13 protein-coding genes and 1 pseudogene are annotated in these 14,351 nt (G+C 70.2%); 4 read left to right on the top strand and 10 right to left on the bottom strand.

The annotated features are described in order from the left end of the window. Nucleotides 1–5 precede the first annotated feature (5 nt). The 3 genes from LBW94_RS21550 to LBW94_RS21540 form a co-directional block, all read right to left on the bottom strand. Nucleotides 6–608 (bottom strand): maleylpyruvate isomerase family mycothiol-dependent enzyme, encoded by a 603-nt coding sequence (locus LBW94_RS21550; RefSeq protein WP_225052757.1) that lies wholly within the window; start codon nt 606–608, stop codon nt 6–8. 359 nt (nt 609–967) lie between these two features. Then, nucleotides 968–1,939, bottom strand: coding sequence for an RNA polymerase subunit sigma-70 (locus LBW94_RS21545; RefSeq protein WP_225052756.1), 972 nt, complete (start codon nt 1,937–1,939; stop codon nt 968–970). Nucleotides 1,940–1,991: 52 nt separating this feature from the next. Then, nucleotides 1,992–2,369 carry an ArsR/SmtB family transcription factor gene (locus LBW94_RS21540; RefSeq protein WP_225052754.1) on the bottom strand — a complete coding sequence of 126 codons (378 nt, stop codon included), beginning with the start codon at nt 2,367–2,369 and terminating at the stop codon, nt 1,992–1,994. 151 nt (nt 2,370–2,520) lie between these two features. Here LBW94_RS21540 and LBW94_RS44230 point away from each other — a divergent pair. Then, nucleotides 2,521–3,432: pseudogene (locus tag LBW94_RS44230) on the top strand (MFS transporter); the annotation flags it as partial. Next, nucleotides 3,374–3,700 (top strand): hypothetical protein, encoded by a 327-nt coding sequence (locus LBW94_RS21530; RefSeq protein WP_225052753.1) that lies wholly within the window; start codon nt 3,374–3,376, stop codon nt 3,698–3,700. The pseudogene LBW94_RS44230 and the gene LBW94_RS21530, both read left to right, overlap by 59 nt. Here LBW94_RS21530 and LBW94_RS21525 read toward each other — a convergent pair. The 3 genes from LBW94_RS21525 to LBW94_RS21515 form a co-directional block, all read right to left on the bottom strand. Then, a complete protein-coding gene (locus LBW94_RS21525; RefSeq protein WP_225052751.1) occupies nt 3,676–4,254 on the bottom strand; it encodes a hypothetical protein in 579 nt (192 codons plus the stop codon). The genes LBW94_RS21530 and LBW94_RS21525 overlap by 25 nt on opposite strands. Nucleotides 4,255–4,418: 164 nt before the next feature. Continuing rightward, entirely contained in the window at nt 4,419–5,231 is an 813-nt protein-coding gene (locus LBW94_RS21520; RefSeq protein ID WP_225052750.1) for an SDR family NAD(P)-dependent oxidoreductase, read from the bottom strand. A gap of 66 nt (nt 5,232–5,297) precedes the next feature. Then, entirely contained in the window at nt 5,298–7,022 is a 1,725-nt protein-coding gene (locus tag LBW94_RS21515; protein WP_225052748.1) for a hypothetical protein, read from the bottom strand. 139 nt (nt 7,023–7,161) lie between these two features. On the opposite strand from LBW94_RS21515, the gene LBW94_RS21510 reads away from it, so the two are divergent. Further along, nucleotides 7,162–11,871, top strand: coding sequence for an FHA domain-containing protein (locus tag LBW94_RS21510; RefSeq protein ID WP_225052747.1), 4,710 nt, complete (start codon nt 7,162–7,164; stop codon nt 11,869–11,871). After that, complete coding sequence (locus LBW94_RS21505) at nt 11,852–12,121, top strand: hypothetical protein (RefSeq protein WP_225052745.1); 270 nt, start codon at nt 11,852–11,854, stop codon at nt 12,119–12,121. The genes LBW94_RS21510 and LBW94_RS21505 overlap by 20 nt, the downstream gene beginning before the upstream one ends. Nucleotides 12,122–12,145: 24 nt before the next feature. Here LBW94_RS21505 and LBW94_RS21500 read toward each other — a convergent pair whose 3' ends face one another. The 4 genes from LBW94_RS21500 to LBW94_RS21485 all read right to left on the bottom strand — a co-directional run bounded on the left by LBW94_RS21500 (nt 12,146) and on the right by LBW94_RS21485 (nt 14,281). Continuing rightward, complete coding sequence (locus LBW94_RS21500) at nt 12,146–12,463, bottom strand: GNAT family N-acetyltransferase (RefSeq protein WP_225052743.1); 318 nt, start codon at nt 12,461–12,463, stop codon at nt 12,146–12,148. Continuing rightward, complete coding sequence (locus LBW94_RS21495; RefSeq protein WP_225052741.1) at nt 12,460–12,960, bottom strand: carboxymuconolactone decarboxylase family protein; 501 nt, start codon at nt 12,958–12,960, stop codon at nt 12,460–12,462. Before LBW94_RS21495 ends, LBW94_RS21500 begins: the two co-directional genes overlap by 4 nt. Further along, complete coding sequence (locus LBW94_RS21490) at nt 12,960–13,442, bottom strand: VOC family protein (protein WP_225052740.1); 483 nt, start codon at nt 13,440–13,442, stop codon at nt 12,960–12,962. The genes LBW94_RS21495 and LBW94_RS21490 overlap by 1 nt, the downstream gene beginning before the upstream one ends. Before the next feature lie 71 nt (nt 13,443–13,513). Next, nucleotides 13,514–14,281 carry a pirin family protein gene (locus LBW94_RS21485; protein WP_225052738.1) on the bottom strand — a complete coding sequence of 256 codons (768 nt, stop codon included), beginning with the start codon at nt 14,279–14,281 and terminating at the stop codon, nt 13,514–13,516. Between the last annotated feature and the right edge of the window lie 70 nt (nt 14,282–14,351).

The following is a 14,351-nucleotide window of genomic DNA, read 5'->3' as shown; positions in this document are numbered from 1 at the left end:
ACCGGTCAGGGTGTGGGTACCGGGCGCCTGCCGGTCACGATCAGCAGGATGTCCTTGGTGCTCAGCGTGATCGGGGTGCCGGTGCCGAGTTCGACCTCGGAATCGTTGGCGCACAGCCGGATTCCGCTCAGATCGACGCCGAAGTACGCGAAGTTGCGTGGACCGGCGTGGCCGAGCACCGTGGCCATCCGGTCGACGGAGGCGGGCGGGAGATTCAGCGGTTCGGTGATGTCGAGGCCGTGGATCACATCGTGGCTGAGCGCTCCGGCGGCGCCACCGCCCGGCGGCCGCCACGGGTGCCGCACGTTGTCGCGCAGTGCGGCGAGCAGCTCGGCATCGCTCATCCGCGCTGTGTCGGCGTGCGCGGCCCGGTCGGCGTAGCGATCGAAGGTGAAGCGGGCCGCGGCCATCCCGCGCAGGAACTGCCAGGTCGAGGTGCGGAAGGCCATCGTCATGTGGGCGACGACCTCGCGGATCTGCCAGCCCTCGCACAGCGAGGGGGCGGCCCACTGGTCCGGGGTCAGGCCGGTGAGCAGGGCCGTGAGTCGTTCGCGCTCGGCGGCGGTGTGCTCACGCAGCCGGGCGGTGTCCTGGTCGGTGCTGATCATGGGGTCCGTTCCGGTTCGGGGACGAGGGTCACCACTGATACGAACGGGCCAGTCGAAAATCATCGGTGCCCCTCGCACCTCGCCCGGCACCACCGCGTGGCACCGCCGGAGATCGTCGCGTGGCACCGCCGGGGATCGTCGCGTGGCACCGCCCGAGGCCACCGCGGCGGCTCACCGGACTACCCGCGGCCGAGCTGCGGGACCACGTCTGCAAACTCAACTGCTACATCCGGCCGGAGCTGAGGCCCCCGGCGACTACCCGCGGCCGAGCTGCGGGACCACTGCGGCCGAGCTGCGGGGCTACCGCGGCCGAGCTGCGGGGCTATCGGGGCCGAGCTGCGGGGCTACCGCGGCCCCGCCTACTTCGGCAGCGCTGGGGGCAGGCCGAAGGCGGCGAACCGGTCGGTGCTGCCGAGGAAGGTGATCTGCTGCGCGATCCGACCGTCCCTGGCCGCTACCGCCAGCAGCGCGAACGGCCGCGGTACGCCCGCGGTGTCGCGACGGTACTGGCCGAAGCCGATCGAGCCGTTCATCGCGACCTGGATCAGCCGGTCGCCCACGCAGGCGTCGGTGGCGGCGAACGCCGCCACGATCGCCTCGCGCCCGGACAGCCGCCACGCGAACGGTGGCATCCCCGATTCGGCGTCGGCGCACAGCAGGGTCGCCAGGGTCGCGACGTCGTGTGCCTCGAACGCGGTCACATAGCGCTCGATCAGGTCGCGATCGCGCGGATCGGCCGGATCGAGGGCGCTGGTGGGTGTGGCGTGGACGGCGGCGAGGGTGGCGCGGGCCCGTTGCAGGGCGCTGTTCACCGCGGCGGTCCCGGTCCCGAGCATGTCCGCGGTCTCGCTCGCGGTGAACGCCAGCACCTCGCGCAGCACCAGCACCGCCCGCTGCCGCGGCGGCAGGTGCTGGAGCGCCGCGACGAAGGCCAGTCGCACCGATTCCCGCTGCGCCACCACGTCCGCCGGATCCCGCGCGGCGAGCAGCGCGGCATCGGGCATGGGCGCCACCCATCGGTCGGCGGGCAGCGCCGAGTTCGGATCGAAACCGGCGGACACCGGGCCGTCCCAGGTCAGCATGCGGCGCTCGCGGGCGCGCAGCAGGTCCAGGCAGATATTGGTGGCGATGGCGTGCAGCCAGGTCGACAACCGGGCCCGTTGCGGATCGAAGGTGTGCCGGCGCAGGTGGGCGCGAATCAGGGTCTCCTGTACCGCGTCCTCGGTATCGGCGGCGCAGCCGAGCAGGCGGTAGCAGTAGCCGGTCAGCGGGATCCGCAGGGCCTCCAGCTCGGCGGGTTCCGGTGGCGCGGCTCCGGTCGATGCGCTCACCGTCCCATGCTCGCACCGCCGCGGTCTGGGCCGTACCGCGGGTACGCCGGGATCAGCCGGTCGTGGTCGGCGACCATTCCGCGACGAGATCGAGCAGTCCGGGGAAGCGGGTGTCGAGATCCTCGATGCGGACGTGGCTGCGCCGCTCCAGGCCGTACTGCCGCTGCCGGATCAGCCCCGCCTCGCGCAGCGCCTTGAAGTGATGGGTGAGTGAGGATTTCGGCCGGTCGATGCCGAACCAGCCGCAGGGGTGGTCGAATTCCTCGGAGTGCAACAGCAATTCGCGCACGATGTAGAGCCGCAACGGTTCGCTCAGTGCGCCGAGCGCGGCCTCCAGGCGCAGATCGTCCGGGGCCGGTTCGGGGAGCGGGTCGGGCAGATCGACCGGTCGCGGATGCGCCGCGAACCGGTGAGCGGCTGTCGACGGCATGGTGTTCCTCCGATCACAGTAAGTACGACTCCCATCGTACTACTGCTAGGTTCGAGAAAATTCGTACTGGTTCGAATATATTCGTACTACGAAGGGAGCGGTCGTGACAGCGACCGGAACGACGGTGGCCGAAGCGGTCCCGGTGCGGTGGATGTGGCTCGCGGCCTGGCCGGTGACGGCGGTCTTCGTGCTGTCCAACGCGGCGACCCCACTGTATGTGTTGTGGCAGCACCGGATCGGCTTCTCCAAGGGCACGCTGACGGTGATCTTCGCCTGCTACATCGCGGGCCTGCTGGGTTCGCTGCTGGTGTCCGGGGTCGCCTCCGACCGCTGGGGCCGCAAGCCGGTGCTGCTGCCGGCGTTGGGGCTCGCGGTGCTCGCCTGTGTGATCTTCGCGACCGCCACCGGCGTGGCCGCGCTGATCGCCGCCCGGGTGTGCACCGGCATCGCGGTCGGGGCCGCGGTCTCGGCCGCGATGGCGGCCGTCACCGATGTCGCGGGCTCGCACCGGAAACCGGCGGCGGCGCTGCTCGCCTCCTGCGCCATGGTCTTCGGCGCCGGGGTCGGCCCGCTGCTGTCCGGCATCGTGTCGGAGACGCTGCCCGCCCCGACCGTCACGGTGTTCGTGCTGGAGGCGGCGCTACTGCTGACCGCGATCGTCGCAGTCGTCCGAATCCCCTTGCCCCGCAACGCAATTACCCGCAGCGACGCCTGGGTCCGCATCCCGCGGGTACCGGCCGGGCGCGGGCGCGCCCTGGCCCTCGGCATCGGGGTGTTCGCCCCGGGTATCACCGCGACCTCGTTCGTACTCTCGCTCGGCCCCGCCCTGCTGACCGGCCTGCTGGGCGTGACGAGCCGAATTCCCGCGGGTGCCATGGCATTCGGTATGTTCCTGGCCGCTACCGCGGTGCAGTTCGCGGTCCGCGACCGCAGCCGCCGGGCGATCATGACCACCTCGGCCCTGGCCTCGATCGCGAGCATGGCCACCCTGGTCGTGGCGGTCCGTGCCGAGGCGGTGCCGTGGTTGCTCGCCGCCGCCCTGCTCGCCGGGGCCGGGCAGGGGCTCGGGCAGCTGGGCGGGGCTGTCCCTGCTCAACGCCACCGTCCCCGCCGAGCGCCTGGCCGAGGCCAATGCGGCCCTGAACGTGGGTGGCTACCTGCCCGCCGGGCTGCTGCCGGTCACCGCGGGCTACCTCGGCGATGCCCTCGGCCTCCCGGCCGCCACCACCGTCTTCGGTGCCGTCGTCGTCGCCCTCGCGCTGGTCGGCGGCCGAGCCGCGCGGACCGCCGTCTCCGGCGAGCCGATTCAGGCCGGCAGCAGATCCCGGTAGCCGTCGGCGCCCGGCTGGATCTCACAGCAGCGGAACGTCTCGGCGCCCACCGGCGCGGGGTGCCCGGCCACCGACAGCGCCCGCGCCTTGAACACCTGGGCGGCGCGGCTGGCCCGATGCTGGACCGCGTCGAACCGCCCCCCGAAATCGTCGAGCGGGCGGTCGCCCCAGAACGTCACCTGGTCGATCAACTCGTGATCGAAGAGGTCGAGCAGACCGCTGCGTACCCGGTCGTCGGCGGCGAACAGTTCCGTGTCGACGGCGAGCGCGTTCGGCATCGGGCCGCGCACCCGCGACGCGAACGCGGACTCCAGATCGACGACCCGCACGCCGAGGATGTCCAGCGGCCGGGTGTCGGAATGTTCGGCCACGATCGCCGTCACCTCCCACCCGGAGGTGACCCGATCGAACAGCCAGCCCCCGGCGTACCGGACCACATCGGCCACCGTCGGCGCCAGCGCGACCAGTTGGTACCGCCGCCGATGTTCGCGGGCTGCGGCGACGGCCCGGGACCGAGGGTGCGGACGAGTGCCGAGGGCGGATTCGCGGAGCATGGAACTTTCCTTCTGGTCGGGCAGCGGTGGCCGCCGCGGAGTAACGCCGGTGCGGTGGGTTACCGTCGCCATGAGAAAACCAGATGGCCCCCTACTGTGACAAGGGTCTCAGCGAAAAATTATTGGCATAGCCTGCCAGAAGTCGTTCCGGCAGGCGGCACGCGTCAGTGCAGCGCCGAGGCGATCAGGTCCGCGGTGCGAGCCCGCAGGGCCGAGCGGGCCTCGGGATCGTAGGCCTGCTCGTCGGCGCGGGCCGATTTCCGGCCGTTGAAGTACCCGCCGTTCGGCACGTCCTCGACGAGCAACCGGGCCACCGCATCGCCGCCCTGTTCGACGGTACTCAGCGGCGAGCCGCCGAACTCGCGAACCATCGTGGTGTCCATATAGGTGGCCGGGTGCAGCGCGGTGACCGTGACCCCGGCCGGGCCGAGCTCCTCGGCGAGATCGAAGGTGAACATGATCTGCGCGAGTTTGCTGCGCATATAGGCGGCGGCACCGGTGTAGCCGTGCTCGAAGTTCAGATCGTCGAGGTCCAGCGGTTGCTGACCGATCGAGGCCACGTTGACCACCCGGGCCGGGGCCGCCGCGAGCAGCAGCGGCACCAACTGCCGGGTGAGCCGCGCGCCCGCGAGATAGTTGACGGCGAAACGCAATTCGTATCCGTCGGCGCCGAACTCCCGCTCCGAGCCGGGCGCCCCGAAGCCGACACCGGCATTGTTGATCAGCACGTCGAGCCGGTCGGTGACCCCGCGAACCTGTTCGGCGAGCCCGTCGACCTCCCGCAGCGCCGCCAGATCGGCCAGCAGCACTTCCGGTTCCGGGCCACCGGCGGCCAGGATCTCGGCCCGCACCCCCTCGGCCCGGTCCCGATCGCGCCCGTGCACCAGCACCCGGGCCCCCGCCCCACCCAGCCGCACCGCCAGGTGCCGCCCCAGCCCATCGGTGGACCCGGTGATCAGAATGGTCTTGCCGGACATGTCGACTCCTCGCCGCACCACCGTGCGCCCCATGACGCAACGAACCGGATGGTTCGAAATCGGAGCCTACTCCGGCAGCCCGGCTCGGCCAACACCCCGATCGCCCGGCAACCGCTGCCGGTGGTGCCCCATCGAATCCGCGGCCTCGACGAGGTGATCGTGGAGCACCACGGCCGGCGGTGCGGCCAGCGGCCCGTTGAGTACCACGTCGGTGAACGCCTCCGGTAGCGCCGTCGCGGGATCGAACCGGCCGTTCGGGAAACTCCGGCCGCGCAGCTGTGATCGCCATTCCCGGAAGCCGGACACAGTGCGGCGCAACGACTCCCGGTCGGCGGGCGACAGGCCGGGCAGGCAGGCCGTGAGCAGTTGCCGCGACGCGGTGGTGCGGGCCCGGAACCCGCCGGCCAGATCGAGCGCGGTGCCCAGCTCGCGCACGATCGACGAATACACCGGTCGCCGTGCACATCCCGGGGCGAGCAGACCCGCGCGCTCGGCGATTGCGGTCTCCTCCCGCAGTCGCTCCGGATCGGTGGCCGCGTGCGTCGCGACGGTGAGGCGGGCCGGCGCCGGGCCGGGCGTCGCGGGCTGCGCCGGGGTATCGGCGAACACCCGCGCGCGGAGGTCCGCGGGATCGGCCGGGGACTCCGAATCCCAGTGCAGCCGAGTGTTCTCGCCGTCGGGCAGATCATCGATGCCGACAGCCGCGAGGCTGATCGCCGGATACCGCGACAGCACGTCGTCGACCGCCGCGGCGAGTTCGATCAGGACGTCGTCGGCCACACCGGGCGTCTCGAATCCGAACGCGTCCACGCCGTGTCGTTCGGCGAGCTCGCGGGCGAGGCGGGCCGCGAGGGACTCGCCGGGGCGGGCCGAGGACGACTGCGACACCTGTCGTTCGGGTCGATCGGACCGGCCGGCCGGGCGCGCGGCGGACCTGCCGGGGCCGCGCGGGCTGGAACCGGGGGACCGTTGCTCGTGCTCCGGGGCGTTGCCCGCCGCCGATCCGCCCGCGGTGGCATCCGCCCTCGTGGCGGACCGCGGTGTGCGCGAGACCGGTTCGGTCGCCGAGGTGCCGGGCGCCGGGCGATCCGCCGCCGACGTGACGCCGCCGGGGTCGATACCTGCCGCAGCCTCGCTGTCCGTGGGGCCGGTGTCGGCGCCGTCCGCGCCGGCCTGCGGCGAAGTGGAATCCGGCCCGGAACCCGGCTGTTCGGATCCGGGCTGCCCGGATCCGGGTCCCCCGGTGCCCGGCGCCGTCGAACCGGATGCGCCGGCGGCGGGGTCTGCCGCGGACGACGCGTTCTGCTGTCCACCCATCGCTGTGCCGCGGTACCCGGTTCCGGGCGTCTGCGTCGGGTTCGTCTCTGATGTCGGCGTCGATATGGCTGCGGGCGGCGCGGATGTCGTTGTCACCGGACTGTTCCCGGCAGAGTTCGGCACGGCGCCGCTCGGCGATCGCAGGATCTGCCGTGGTGTGGTCGCCTGACTGCCGATCGTCTGCCGATTGACCAGATCCTGGTTCTCGAAGTTGTCCGCGAGCCGGCGCAGGTCCGCTCCGGTCTGCTGCGCGATCTGCGCGAGGGTGTTCAAATCCGTTCGGACCTGCTGGAATTCGGGCAGATAGCTGGCGGCGAAGGCCTTGCCGCCGTCGTCGTCGCCCCACGGGGCGCCGGCGGCCGACAGGCTGGTGAGCAATCGCTGCACGGACGCGGCCACCTCCGCCCCGACCCGGTCGAATCCGAGTGCCTGGTCGCGGAGCACATCCAGATCCGCGGAGAACTGTTCACCCATCGGCTGCCCTCTCGTCCGGATAATTGTTGCCCGGCGCCGATGCAAGCGTGCGACAGTTCCCAGCACTGAGAAGTCGCCGGGTCGGCTGATCATGGAAGCGGACGGTTTTCCATGGTGAGCGACTTCGGGCGGGTGACATATGCCGGACGGGCAGACCTCGGCCGACGCGAGTCACCTGCTGGCCGAACTACCCGGTGCCGTACGTGATCTGGTCATCGGGCACTGGCCGCGCACCAGCGTGCCCGGCATGTGCGACAACGGGGACCACTACACCCGGACCGGCCGGGAACTGAACACCTCGGCGGATCAGTACGAGGCGCTGGGCAGGACCGCCGAGCAGGCACTCGTCGGCGCGACCCGGGAGGGTCTCGCACAACGCAACAGCAGTGTCGTGAAGTCGATGCGGGATCAGGCGGCGGTCTGCTTCAGCATGGCGCAGCAGTGTTACGACACCGCCGATTCCACGCTGGAGACCCAACACCAACTGATCGTCGCGGGCATCGTGCTGGGCGCCCAGCTCGCGTACGACGCGCTGCTGTTCTTTCAGGGTGGCGGCCTGAAGGCGCTCAACGACCGTATCGAGGCCGAGGTGGCGATGCGGGAGATCGCGGAGCGCCTGGCCGTCCGGACCGGGCAGGAGGCGGCGGCCGGCGCCGCCCGCCGGGCCGCCCTGCACGGAGCGTTGCAGGCGGCCAAGATCGGTGTGTTCACCAGCGCCGTGACCAGCGCGGGGGCGCAGGCCTGGAATATCGCCGACGGTCTTCAGCAGGGGTTCGATGTGGGCTCGTTCGGCGAACAGGTCCTCGGTGGTGCGCTGGGCGGTGTGGCTGGCGCCGAGGTGGGGCGGCGGTTGGCTCCGGCGGTGCTGAACGGGTTGTCCGGCCGGGCCACCACGGTGCTGGGCCGGCTCGTCACACATGTCGGTGGCACGGTGATCATCGGCGGCGCCGGTGGGGTGGTCGGTGGGGTGGTCGGCGTGGTGCCCTCGCTCATCATCCACCACGGTGACATCCACAGCGTCGGTGATCTGTTCCGGCAGGTGCGCGAGGCGGCGATCACCGGATTCGGTGGCGGATTCGCGGGCGCGGCGTTCAGTTCGCTGCGGGTGCATCAGGCGGGCCGGGCCGCGACCCGGGACGGGTACGACACCGATGTGGCGGCCCGGCAACGTGAATTCGGTGCGCGGGTCGACGCGCTGCTGAGGTCGGGGGCGATCCCCGAGGTCGAGGTGATCGAACAGCCGAGCAAGCCCGCTGATTCGGCTCGGCTGGTCGAACGGCTGACCTTTCCCGGCGGCACCGAGGTGATCCACAAGGTGGTCACGGATCCGCAGCACGCACACGCGGAATACCTGACCTCCCTGGTGGGTGACGCGGTGGGCGCCGAGGTACCGGCTGTGCATGTCGTCGGCCGCCACGTGTACACGGAGGTGACGCCCGGCGGGGACGCTGCGGGGATATCGTCCCGTGGGCCGGAATCGGTTGCGCGCTCGGTGAACACCCCCGCCGGAGTGCGATCGGGAATGCTCGATGCGCTGGTGCACCCTGTGGATCGCGAAGCCGGGGACCGGCTGGTGGCCCCCGATGCGGCGGTGTGGGCGACCGGCGAGAGCCCGGCCGCTCGGAGTACCGAATCCGCGAACCCGGTGATCGGTCCGCTCGCGGAGCACTTCCTGCGGCGTGGGCCGGACGGCGCTGTCGGATGGAAGGACCACCCGCTCACCTCCGCCGAGGTGCAGGAGGTGCGGGCCCGGGTGGAACAGTTGCGACCGGCGTTCACGGCGGCCGGGCGCGCGGACTGGCACGACGTGCTGCTGCACCGGCTGGACGCGATGGCGGACCACTCCGTCGACGTCGTCGCGGCCCGCCGGGCCGGTGGCCCACCGCCACCGAATCGCCTTGTCTACGAACCTGTTGCGTCCGTGCGGAATCCGGACGACGCCGGGAGCGGCGGCAGGCGCGGTGCCTCGGCGGGACCGGTGCGTGATCGCCCCGTTCCGGCTGAGGAGGGCTATCCCGGCGGGCGGGCTTCCGGCCCGGTCAGCCCGAAGCCGGTCGACGCCGCCGCAGCCGGCGGGCCGCCGGAGCACGCGCCGCCGAAGTCGCAACCCCCCGAGGGCGATTCGCCGCCCAGTGACCCGGCACCCTCCGACGACTCGGTCCGGGACGGACCCCCCACCCGGCCGCTGCCTCGTCCGGAGCCGGACCACGGTGCGCCGGAGGAGGATCCGCACGCGCCGCAACCAGAGCCGGAGCCCTCCGGCATGACCATGGCGTACCAGCATCCGGACGACGGCTACGTCGATGTGGTGCTGACCGGTCCGGACAGTCTTCCCATGCCGTTGCGACTGACCCCCGGGCAGCAGTACGTCCTGGGACGTGGTCGGGAGACATTTTTCCCGACCACCAACGAATACGTCTCGAACCGGCACGCCGTGATCACCGTGAACGACGCCGGCCGCGTCTTCATCCGGGACGAGAATTCGATGAACGGCACATTCGTCGACGGCAAGCAATTGGCCGCCGGCAACTGGGTACGGGTGTACGACGGCCAGAGTCTGATGTTGAGCCGTAACCTGGAAATCGGCCTGAGTTTCGAGAGACAGGTGGCCGAGGTACGGCTCTTCGGCGACGGCGGACCGTCGCTGAAGGTCAGCCGGAACCAGCGAGTTCCGATCGGCCGGGCGATGGTGCATCCCGACGCGCCGAGACAGAACACCATCTCGACAGTCCACGCGGTACTGGGCATGGACGCGTCCGGTCGGGTCTACATCGAGGACGTCGGCTCCAAGAACGGCACTCGGGTCAACGGTGAGAAAACGACTGTCGGCCGGCCGCATTATCTGGAACCGGGCGACCAGGTGCGCTTCGGCGCGTATACCGGCGAAGCGGAATTTCTGCCACCGGGTGCGAGCCGCGAGGCGAATCCGGTTCGGTTCCTGTTCCGCGGCGGCGACGGTATCCGGCTGACGGGGCGACTGGAGCCGGGCCAATGGGTTCATATCGGAACCGAACCGGGAAGTCCGTTCGCGGCGGAATTGCAGGGCAGATCCGGAGTGGCCGCGCGGCATGCTGTCGTCGGCCTGGACTACGACGGCCGCTTGTGGATTCGTGCCGAGCACGGATCTGCGGGCGTATGGGTCAACGGCGACCGGGTCGCGCCGGGACAGCGCGTCACCATCGCCGAAGGCGACCGGGTCGCATTCGGACGGGAGTTCGCGGGAATCGCTCATGTCGGTGCCGATGCCCACATCCCGCCCGCCGAGATTCGTATCGGTCCTTGGCGAGAAGCGGTCTATCGGCTGGAACCGGGTGACGAGCGACGCATCGGCCTCAGCTCGTTACACAACGACGAGATTGTGCTCCGATTCGGCGTCGTCGACGGCCGGAGTGTGCCGGTGCCCGACCCGCGCGACGAGGTCGTCGTGGGACGCGACTTCGACGGCCGGATGTGGATCCGAGATCCGGTCCCGCATCCCTCCTATCGCGTCCGGGTCGGCGACGACCTGCTCGCGGCCGGCGAGAAGCGGTATCTGGACGATGGTGAGACCCTCACCATCGGCAGGTTGGACGCCGAGGTCAAGATCGCGGGCAACGATCCCCTGGCATTGCGGTTGACCGACGACGAGCATGCTCCACCCCTGATGATCCGGCCCGGCGAGGCGATCAGAGTGGGCCGGGCATCCGACTCACCGCTGGCCCTCCTGCTCGCGAACCACCCTGCGGTGCAACCGCATCACGCCACGATCTATCGGGACACGTTCGGCGACGTGTGGCTGCGTGCGGAACTCTCGGAGCGTGGTACCTGGGTCAACAACCAGCGGGTCGACCCGGCGCGTCCGGTGCAGCTGCAACCGGGAGACCGGCTTCGCTTCGCCGACTGGGCAGGTGCGGCGCTGTTCGACCGCGGCGGTCGGGAAATGGTCGCGCAACCCGCGATCGACGTCCGTCTGAACAGCCCACGTGGTGACACGCCATTGCAACTGGTGCCGGGTGGCGAGCCGGTGACTCTGGGCCGCAGCCGCGATGCGTTGCTGCCGACGGGTGTTGCCAATGGCGACGAGCTGTCCAGACGGCACGTCACCATCGGGGCTTATCCGTCGGGCCGGATCTGGATCCGCGACGAAGGATCGACGAACGGTACACATGTCAACGGCCGGCCGATCGATCCGCACGTGCCGGTGATCCTGAAGCCCGGCGATCATGTCCAGTTGTCGAGCGACGGCGGGTACGAATTCACTGTGGCCTACCCCTCGGCCGAAGGGGATCTGTTCCTGAACATGATGGACAACACGCCGGAGACCGTGAAAATGGTGGGGGATCTCGCCGTCGTCCCGCACCGGGTCTATGCCCGGGTCAGCGAACATATGAATGCCGTCCCGGGTGGCGGAATCGTCATCGGCAACCGCCCCATGCTCGATCTACCCGGTACCGAGAGTCTGCAAGGCACTCCGTACGGTCGCAAACCGGGGACGAGCTGGAATACCGTTCGAGGTGTCTACATGGGCGGTCCGCGCCGAATCGTCATCAACTCCGGTGGTCGTGGCGGCAGCGCCAATGTGGTCTGGCACGAATTCGGACATGCGGCCGATGCCGCCTACGGCACCGGCGGCCGATGGTATAGCGACGGCCCCGAGTGGAGTGCCCTGCACGCGGATATACTGCGAACCCTGGGGCAACACCCCAGGTGGAACGACTACTACAACAAACCTACCGAGGCGTTTGCCGAGGCGTTCACGGCCTGGGTCCGTGGTGGCACCACCGATGTCAGGTACCTGCGGGACTTCGCTCTCGGTGACAATCGGCTGGCCGACGCATTGAAGGATCACTTTGACCGCCTTTTCGGATGACACCAGCCCACCCATGCTCGCCGAGGACGGCGTCACCATTCTCGTGCACTTGCGGGGCCGTACCGAGGACGGCGTCTACTACAGCGGCTACGAGGAATTCCAGCCGGGTGACCCGGAATACGACGAGTTGTTGCCGGCTGCCCGGGAGAATCCGATCGACCCGGATGAACAGCACCCGGTGGATCCGGCGACCCTGGCCGCCGTACTGCACGACGCCGGCATGGATCCGGAAGAGTTCGAACGCCGATAGGCCCGGGCGGCCGCGGCGGCCGATCTACTCGGCCGGCAGCCCGTAGCGCGCTCGCGCGTCGGCCGGTACCAGATCCAGGTACGCGTCCGGATGGTCGGCGATCACCTTGCGCACGTAGGGGCATTCGGGCAGGACCGACAGGTCGCGGTGGCGGGCGTCGGCGAGGGCGGCGGCCACGAGTTGCCCGGCCAGGCCGCGGCCGCCGAAGGCCGGGTCGACCTCGGTGTGGACGAAAGTGATGGTGTCGCCGGTGATTTCGTATTCGACTAAGCCGGCGCGGGTGCCGTCCTCGGTGATCTCGTAGCGGTGGGCGGCGGGGTTGTCGCGGATGTCGATGCTCATCCGATACTCCTTGTCGTGGTGACGGTCTCGGCGTCGTGCCGGGGGCGGACCGGGTGGCGGCTGACGATCGAGATGCGGTTGAAGGCGTTCATGGCGATCACCACCCAGCTGACGGCCGACAGCTGCTCGGGGGTGAGATGGGTTGCGGCGTCGGCATAGTCGCGGTCCTGGTCGCGGTCGGACGGCAGGGTGGTGAGCGATTCGGCGAGGGTGAGCGCGGCGCGCTCGCGGTCGTCGAACAGCAGGGTGTCGCGCCAGGCCGGGAGGGTGGCGACGCGCTGTGCGGTCTCGCCGTGCGCCAGGGCCTCGCGGGTGTGCAGGTCCAGGCAGAAGGCGCACCGATTCAGCTGGGAGACGCGGATGTTCAGCAGTTCCACCAGGCGGCGGAAGAGTCCGGCGGCTTCGGTGGCCTGCTGTACCGCCTTGGCCACCTCGAGTTGTGCGTGATAGGCGGCAGGGTGCTGTTTGTCGACGTAGATCCGTGCCGGTTCACCCATCACAGCACCTGCTGCCCGTACATCTCGCCGAGCGGATCGGCGATGAGTTCGATCCGGGCGCCGTCGGGGTCGCGGAAGTAGACCGAGACCCCGCTGTGCTTCTCGTAGCCGACGCCGGCCGTGTCGAGCCGGCGCACCGCCGCCTCCCACTGCTCGGGCGGCATCGAGATCGCCACGTGGTGCAGGCCGCCGAGCACCTCGGCGTAGGGGCCGACGTCGAGGCCGGGGAAGTCGAAGAACGCCAGCAGGTTGCCGTTGCCGATATCGAAGAAGAAGTGCGACGAGCCGGGGTAGTCGCGGTTCTCGATCAGTTCGGTCAGCGGGAAACCCAGCAGGTCCTGATAGAACCGGATGGTGCGCTCCACGTCGCCGCTGATCAGCGCGGTGTGGTGCAGGCCGCGCGCGGTGGAGGCGGCCCGCTCGGCGGCGGGCCGCAGGTGGGCCGCGCGCAGCCGCTGCCGGTCGGTGGGTGAGTCGGTCATCTCTGCCTTTTCTCGAGTGCGAGTCACGTGAACCGTCCGTCCATCATGGCCGGTTCCGGTGAACGGCCAGGTCAGAACTGCACGGCCGCGTGCATCTCCCACACCAGGATCTCGGCGGGTTCGGTCGCGGTGACCCGTTGCCCGCCGGTCGCCGTGAACCGCACCGCGTCGCCGGTGGCCAGCGGGCCGCTGCCCTCCAGCGTCACCGCGCCGCGGGGCACGAACAGGTGCAGGAACGGGGCCTCGGGCAGGGTGACCGTCTGCCCCGGCGCCAGCCGCGCCGCGTGCAGGGCGGCGTACGAGTTGCGGATGCGGATCGCGGCGTGGTCGGCGTACTCGGGCATCCCCGAGGCGACCGTGACCAGCCCGCCGGACAGCAGTTCGCCGTCGATCTCCAGCTGCTCGTACCCCGGGGTGATCCCGGCCTCGTCGGGCACCACCCACATCTGCACGAAGTGCACCGGGTCCCGGTGGACGTCGCCGCCGAGCCGCCACGAGTCGTTCTTCTCCGAGTGCATGATGCCGCGCCCGGCACTCATCCGCTGCGCCAGCCCCGGATGGATCACCCCGTTGTGCCCGGTCGAATCCTGGTGCACCAGAGAGCCTTCCAGCACCCAGGTGACGATCTCCATATCGCGGTGCGGATGTGTCTCGAACCCGGTCCCGGCATCGACGATGTCGTCGTTGTTGACCAGCAACAGCCCGTGATGGGTGTTCGCCGGATCGTGATGATGACCGAAGGAGAAGGAATGCTTCGAGTCCAGCCAGCCGAAATCGGACTTCATCCGATCCTCGGCCCGGCGGACGTCGATGGTGGGGGTCGGACCACTGGTGGTCATGTGCCTTCCTCGCTGTCGGTGGTCCGGGCCACTGCACGACCCGGAGATTTGGTTTCCATGTCCACCAACA

The sequence above is a fragment of the Nocardia sp. alder85J genome (assembly GCF_020176955.2).
GTDB lineage: Bacteria > Actinomycetota > Actinomycetes > Mycobacteriales > Mycobacteriaceae > Nocardia.
The sequence above is the reverse complement of the archived record's forward strand: the minus strand, read 5'-3'. Positions and strand labels throughout refer to the sequence as shown.

Coding starts and splice junctions, on each gene's coding strand:
- LBW94_RS21490 (WP_225052740.1), bottom strand. CDS start 13,442: ATGACCGACTCACCCACCGACCGGCAGCGGCTGCGCGCGGCCCACCTG.
- LBW94_RS21495 (WP_225052741.1), bottom strand. CDS start 12,960: ATGGGTGAACCGGCACGGATCTACGTCGACAAACAGCACCCTGCCGCC.
- LBW94_RS21485 (WP_225052738.1), bottom strand. CDS start 14,281: ATGACCACCAGTGGTCCGACCCCCACCATCGACGTCCGCCGGGCCGAG.
- LBW94_RS21525 (WP_225052751.1), bottom strand. CDS start 4,254: ATGCTCCGCGAATCCGCCCTCGGCACTCGTCCGCACCCTCGGTCCCGG.
- LBW94_RS21500 (WP_225052743.1), bottom strand. CDS start 12,463: ATGAGCATCGACATCCGCGACAACCCCGCCGCCCACCGCTACGAGATC.
- LBW94_RS21520 (WP_225052750.1), bottom strand. CDS start 5,231: ATGTCCGGCAAGACCATTCTGATCACCGGGTCCACCGATGGGCTGGGG.
- LBW94_RS21540 (WP_225052754.1), bottom strand. CDS start 2,369: ATGCCGTCGACAGCCGCTCACCGGTTCGCGGCGCATCCGCGACCGGTC.
- LBW94_RS21515 (WP_225052748.1), bottom strand. CDS start 7,022: ATGGGTGAACAGTTCTCCGCGGATCTGGATGTGCTCCGCGACCAGGCA.
- LBW94_RS21550 (WP_225052757.1), bottom strand. CDS start 608: ATGATCAGCACCGACCAGGACACCGCCCGGCTGCGTGAGCACACCGCC.
- LBW94_RS21510 (WP_225052747.1), top strand. CDS start 7,162: ATGCCGGACGGGCAGACCTCGGCCGACGCGAGTCACCTGCTGGCCGAA.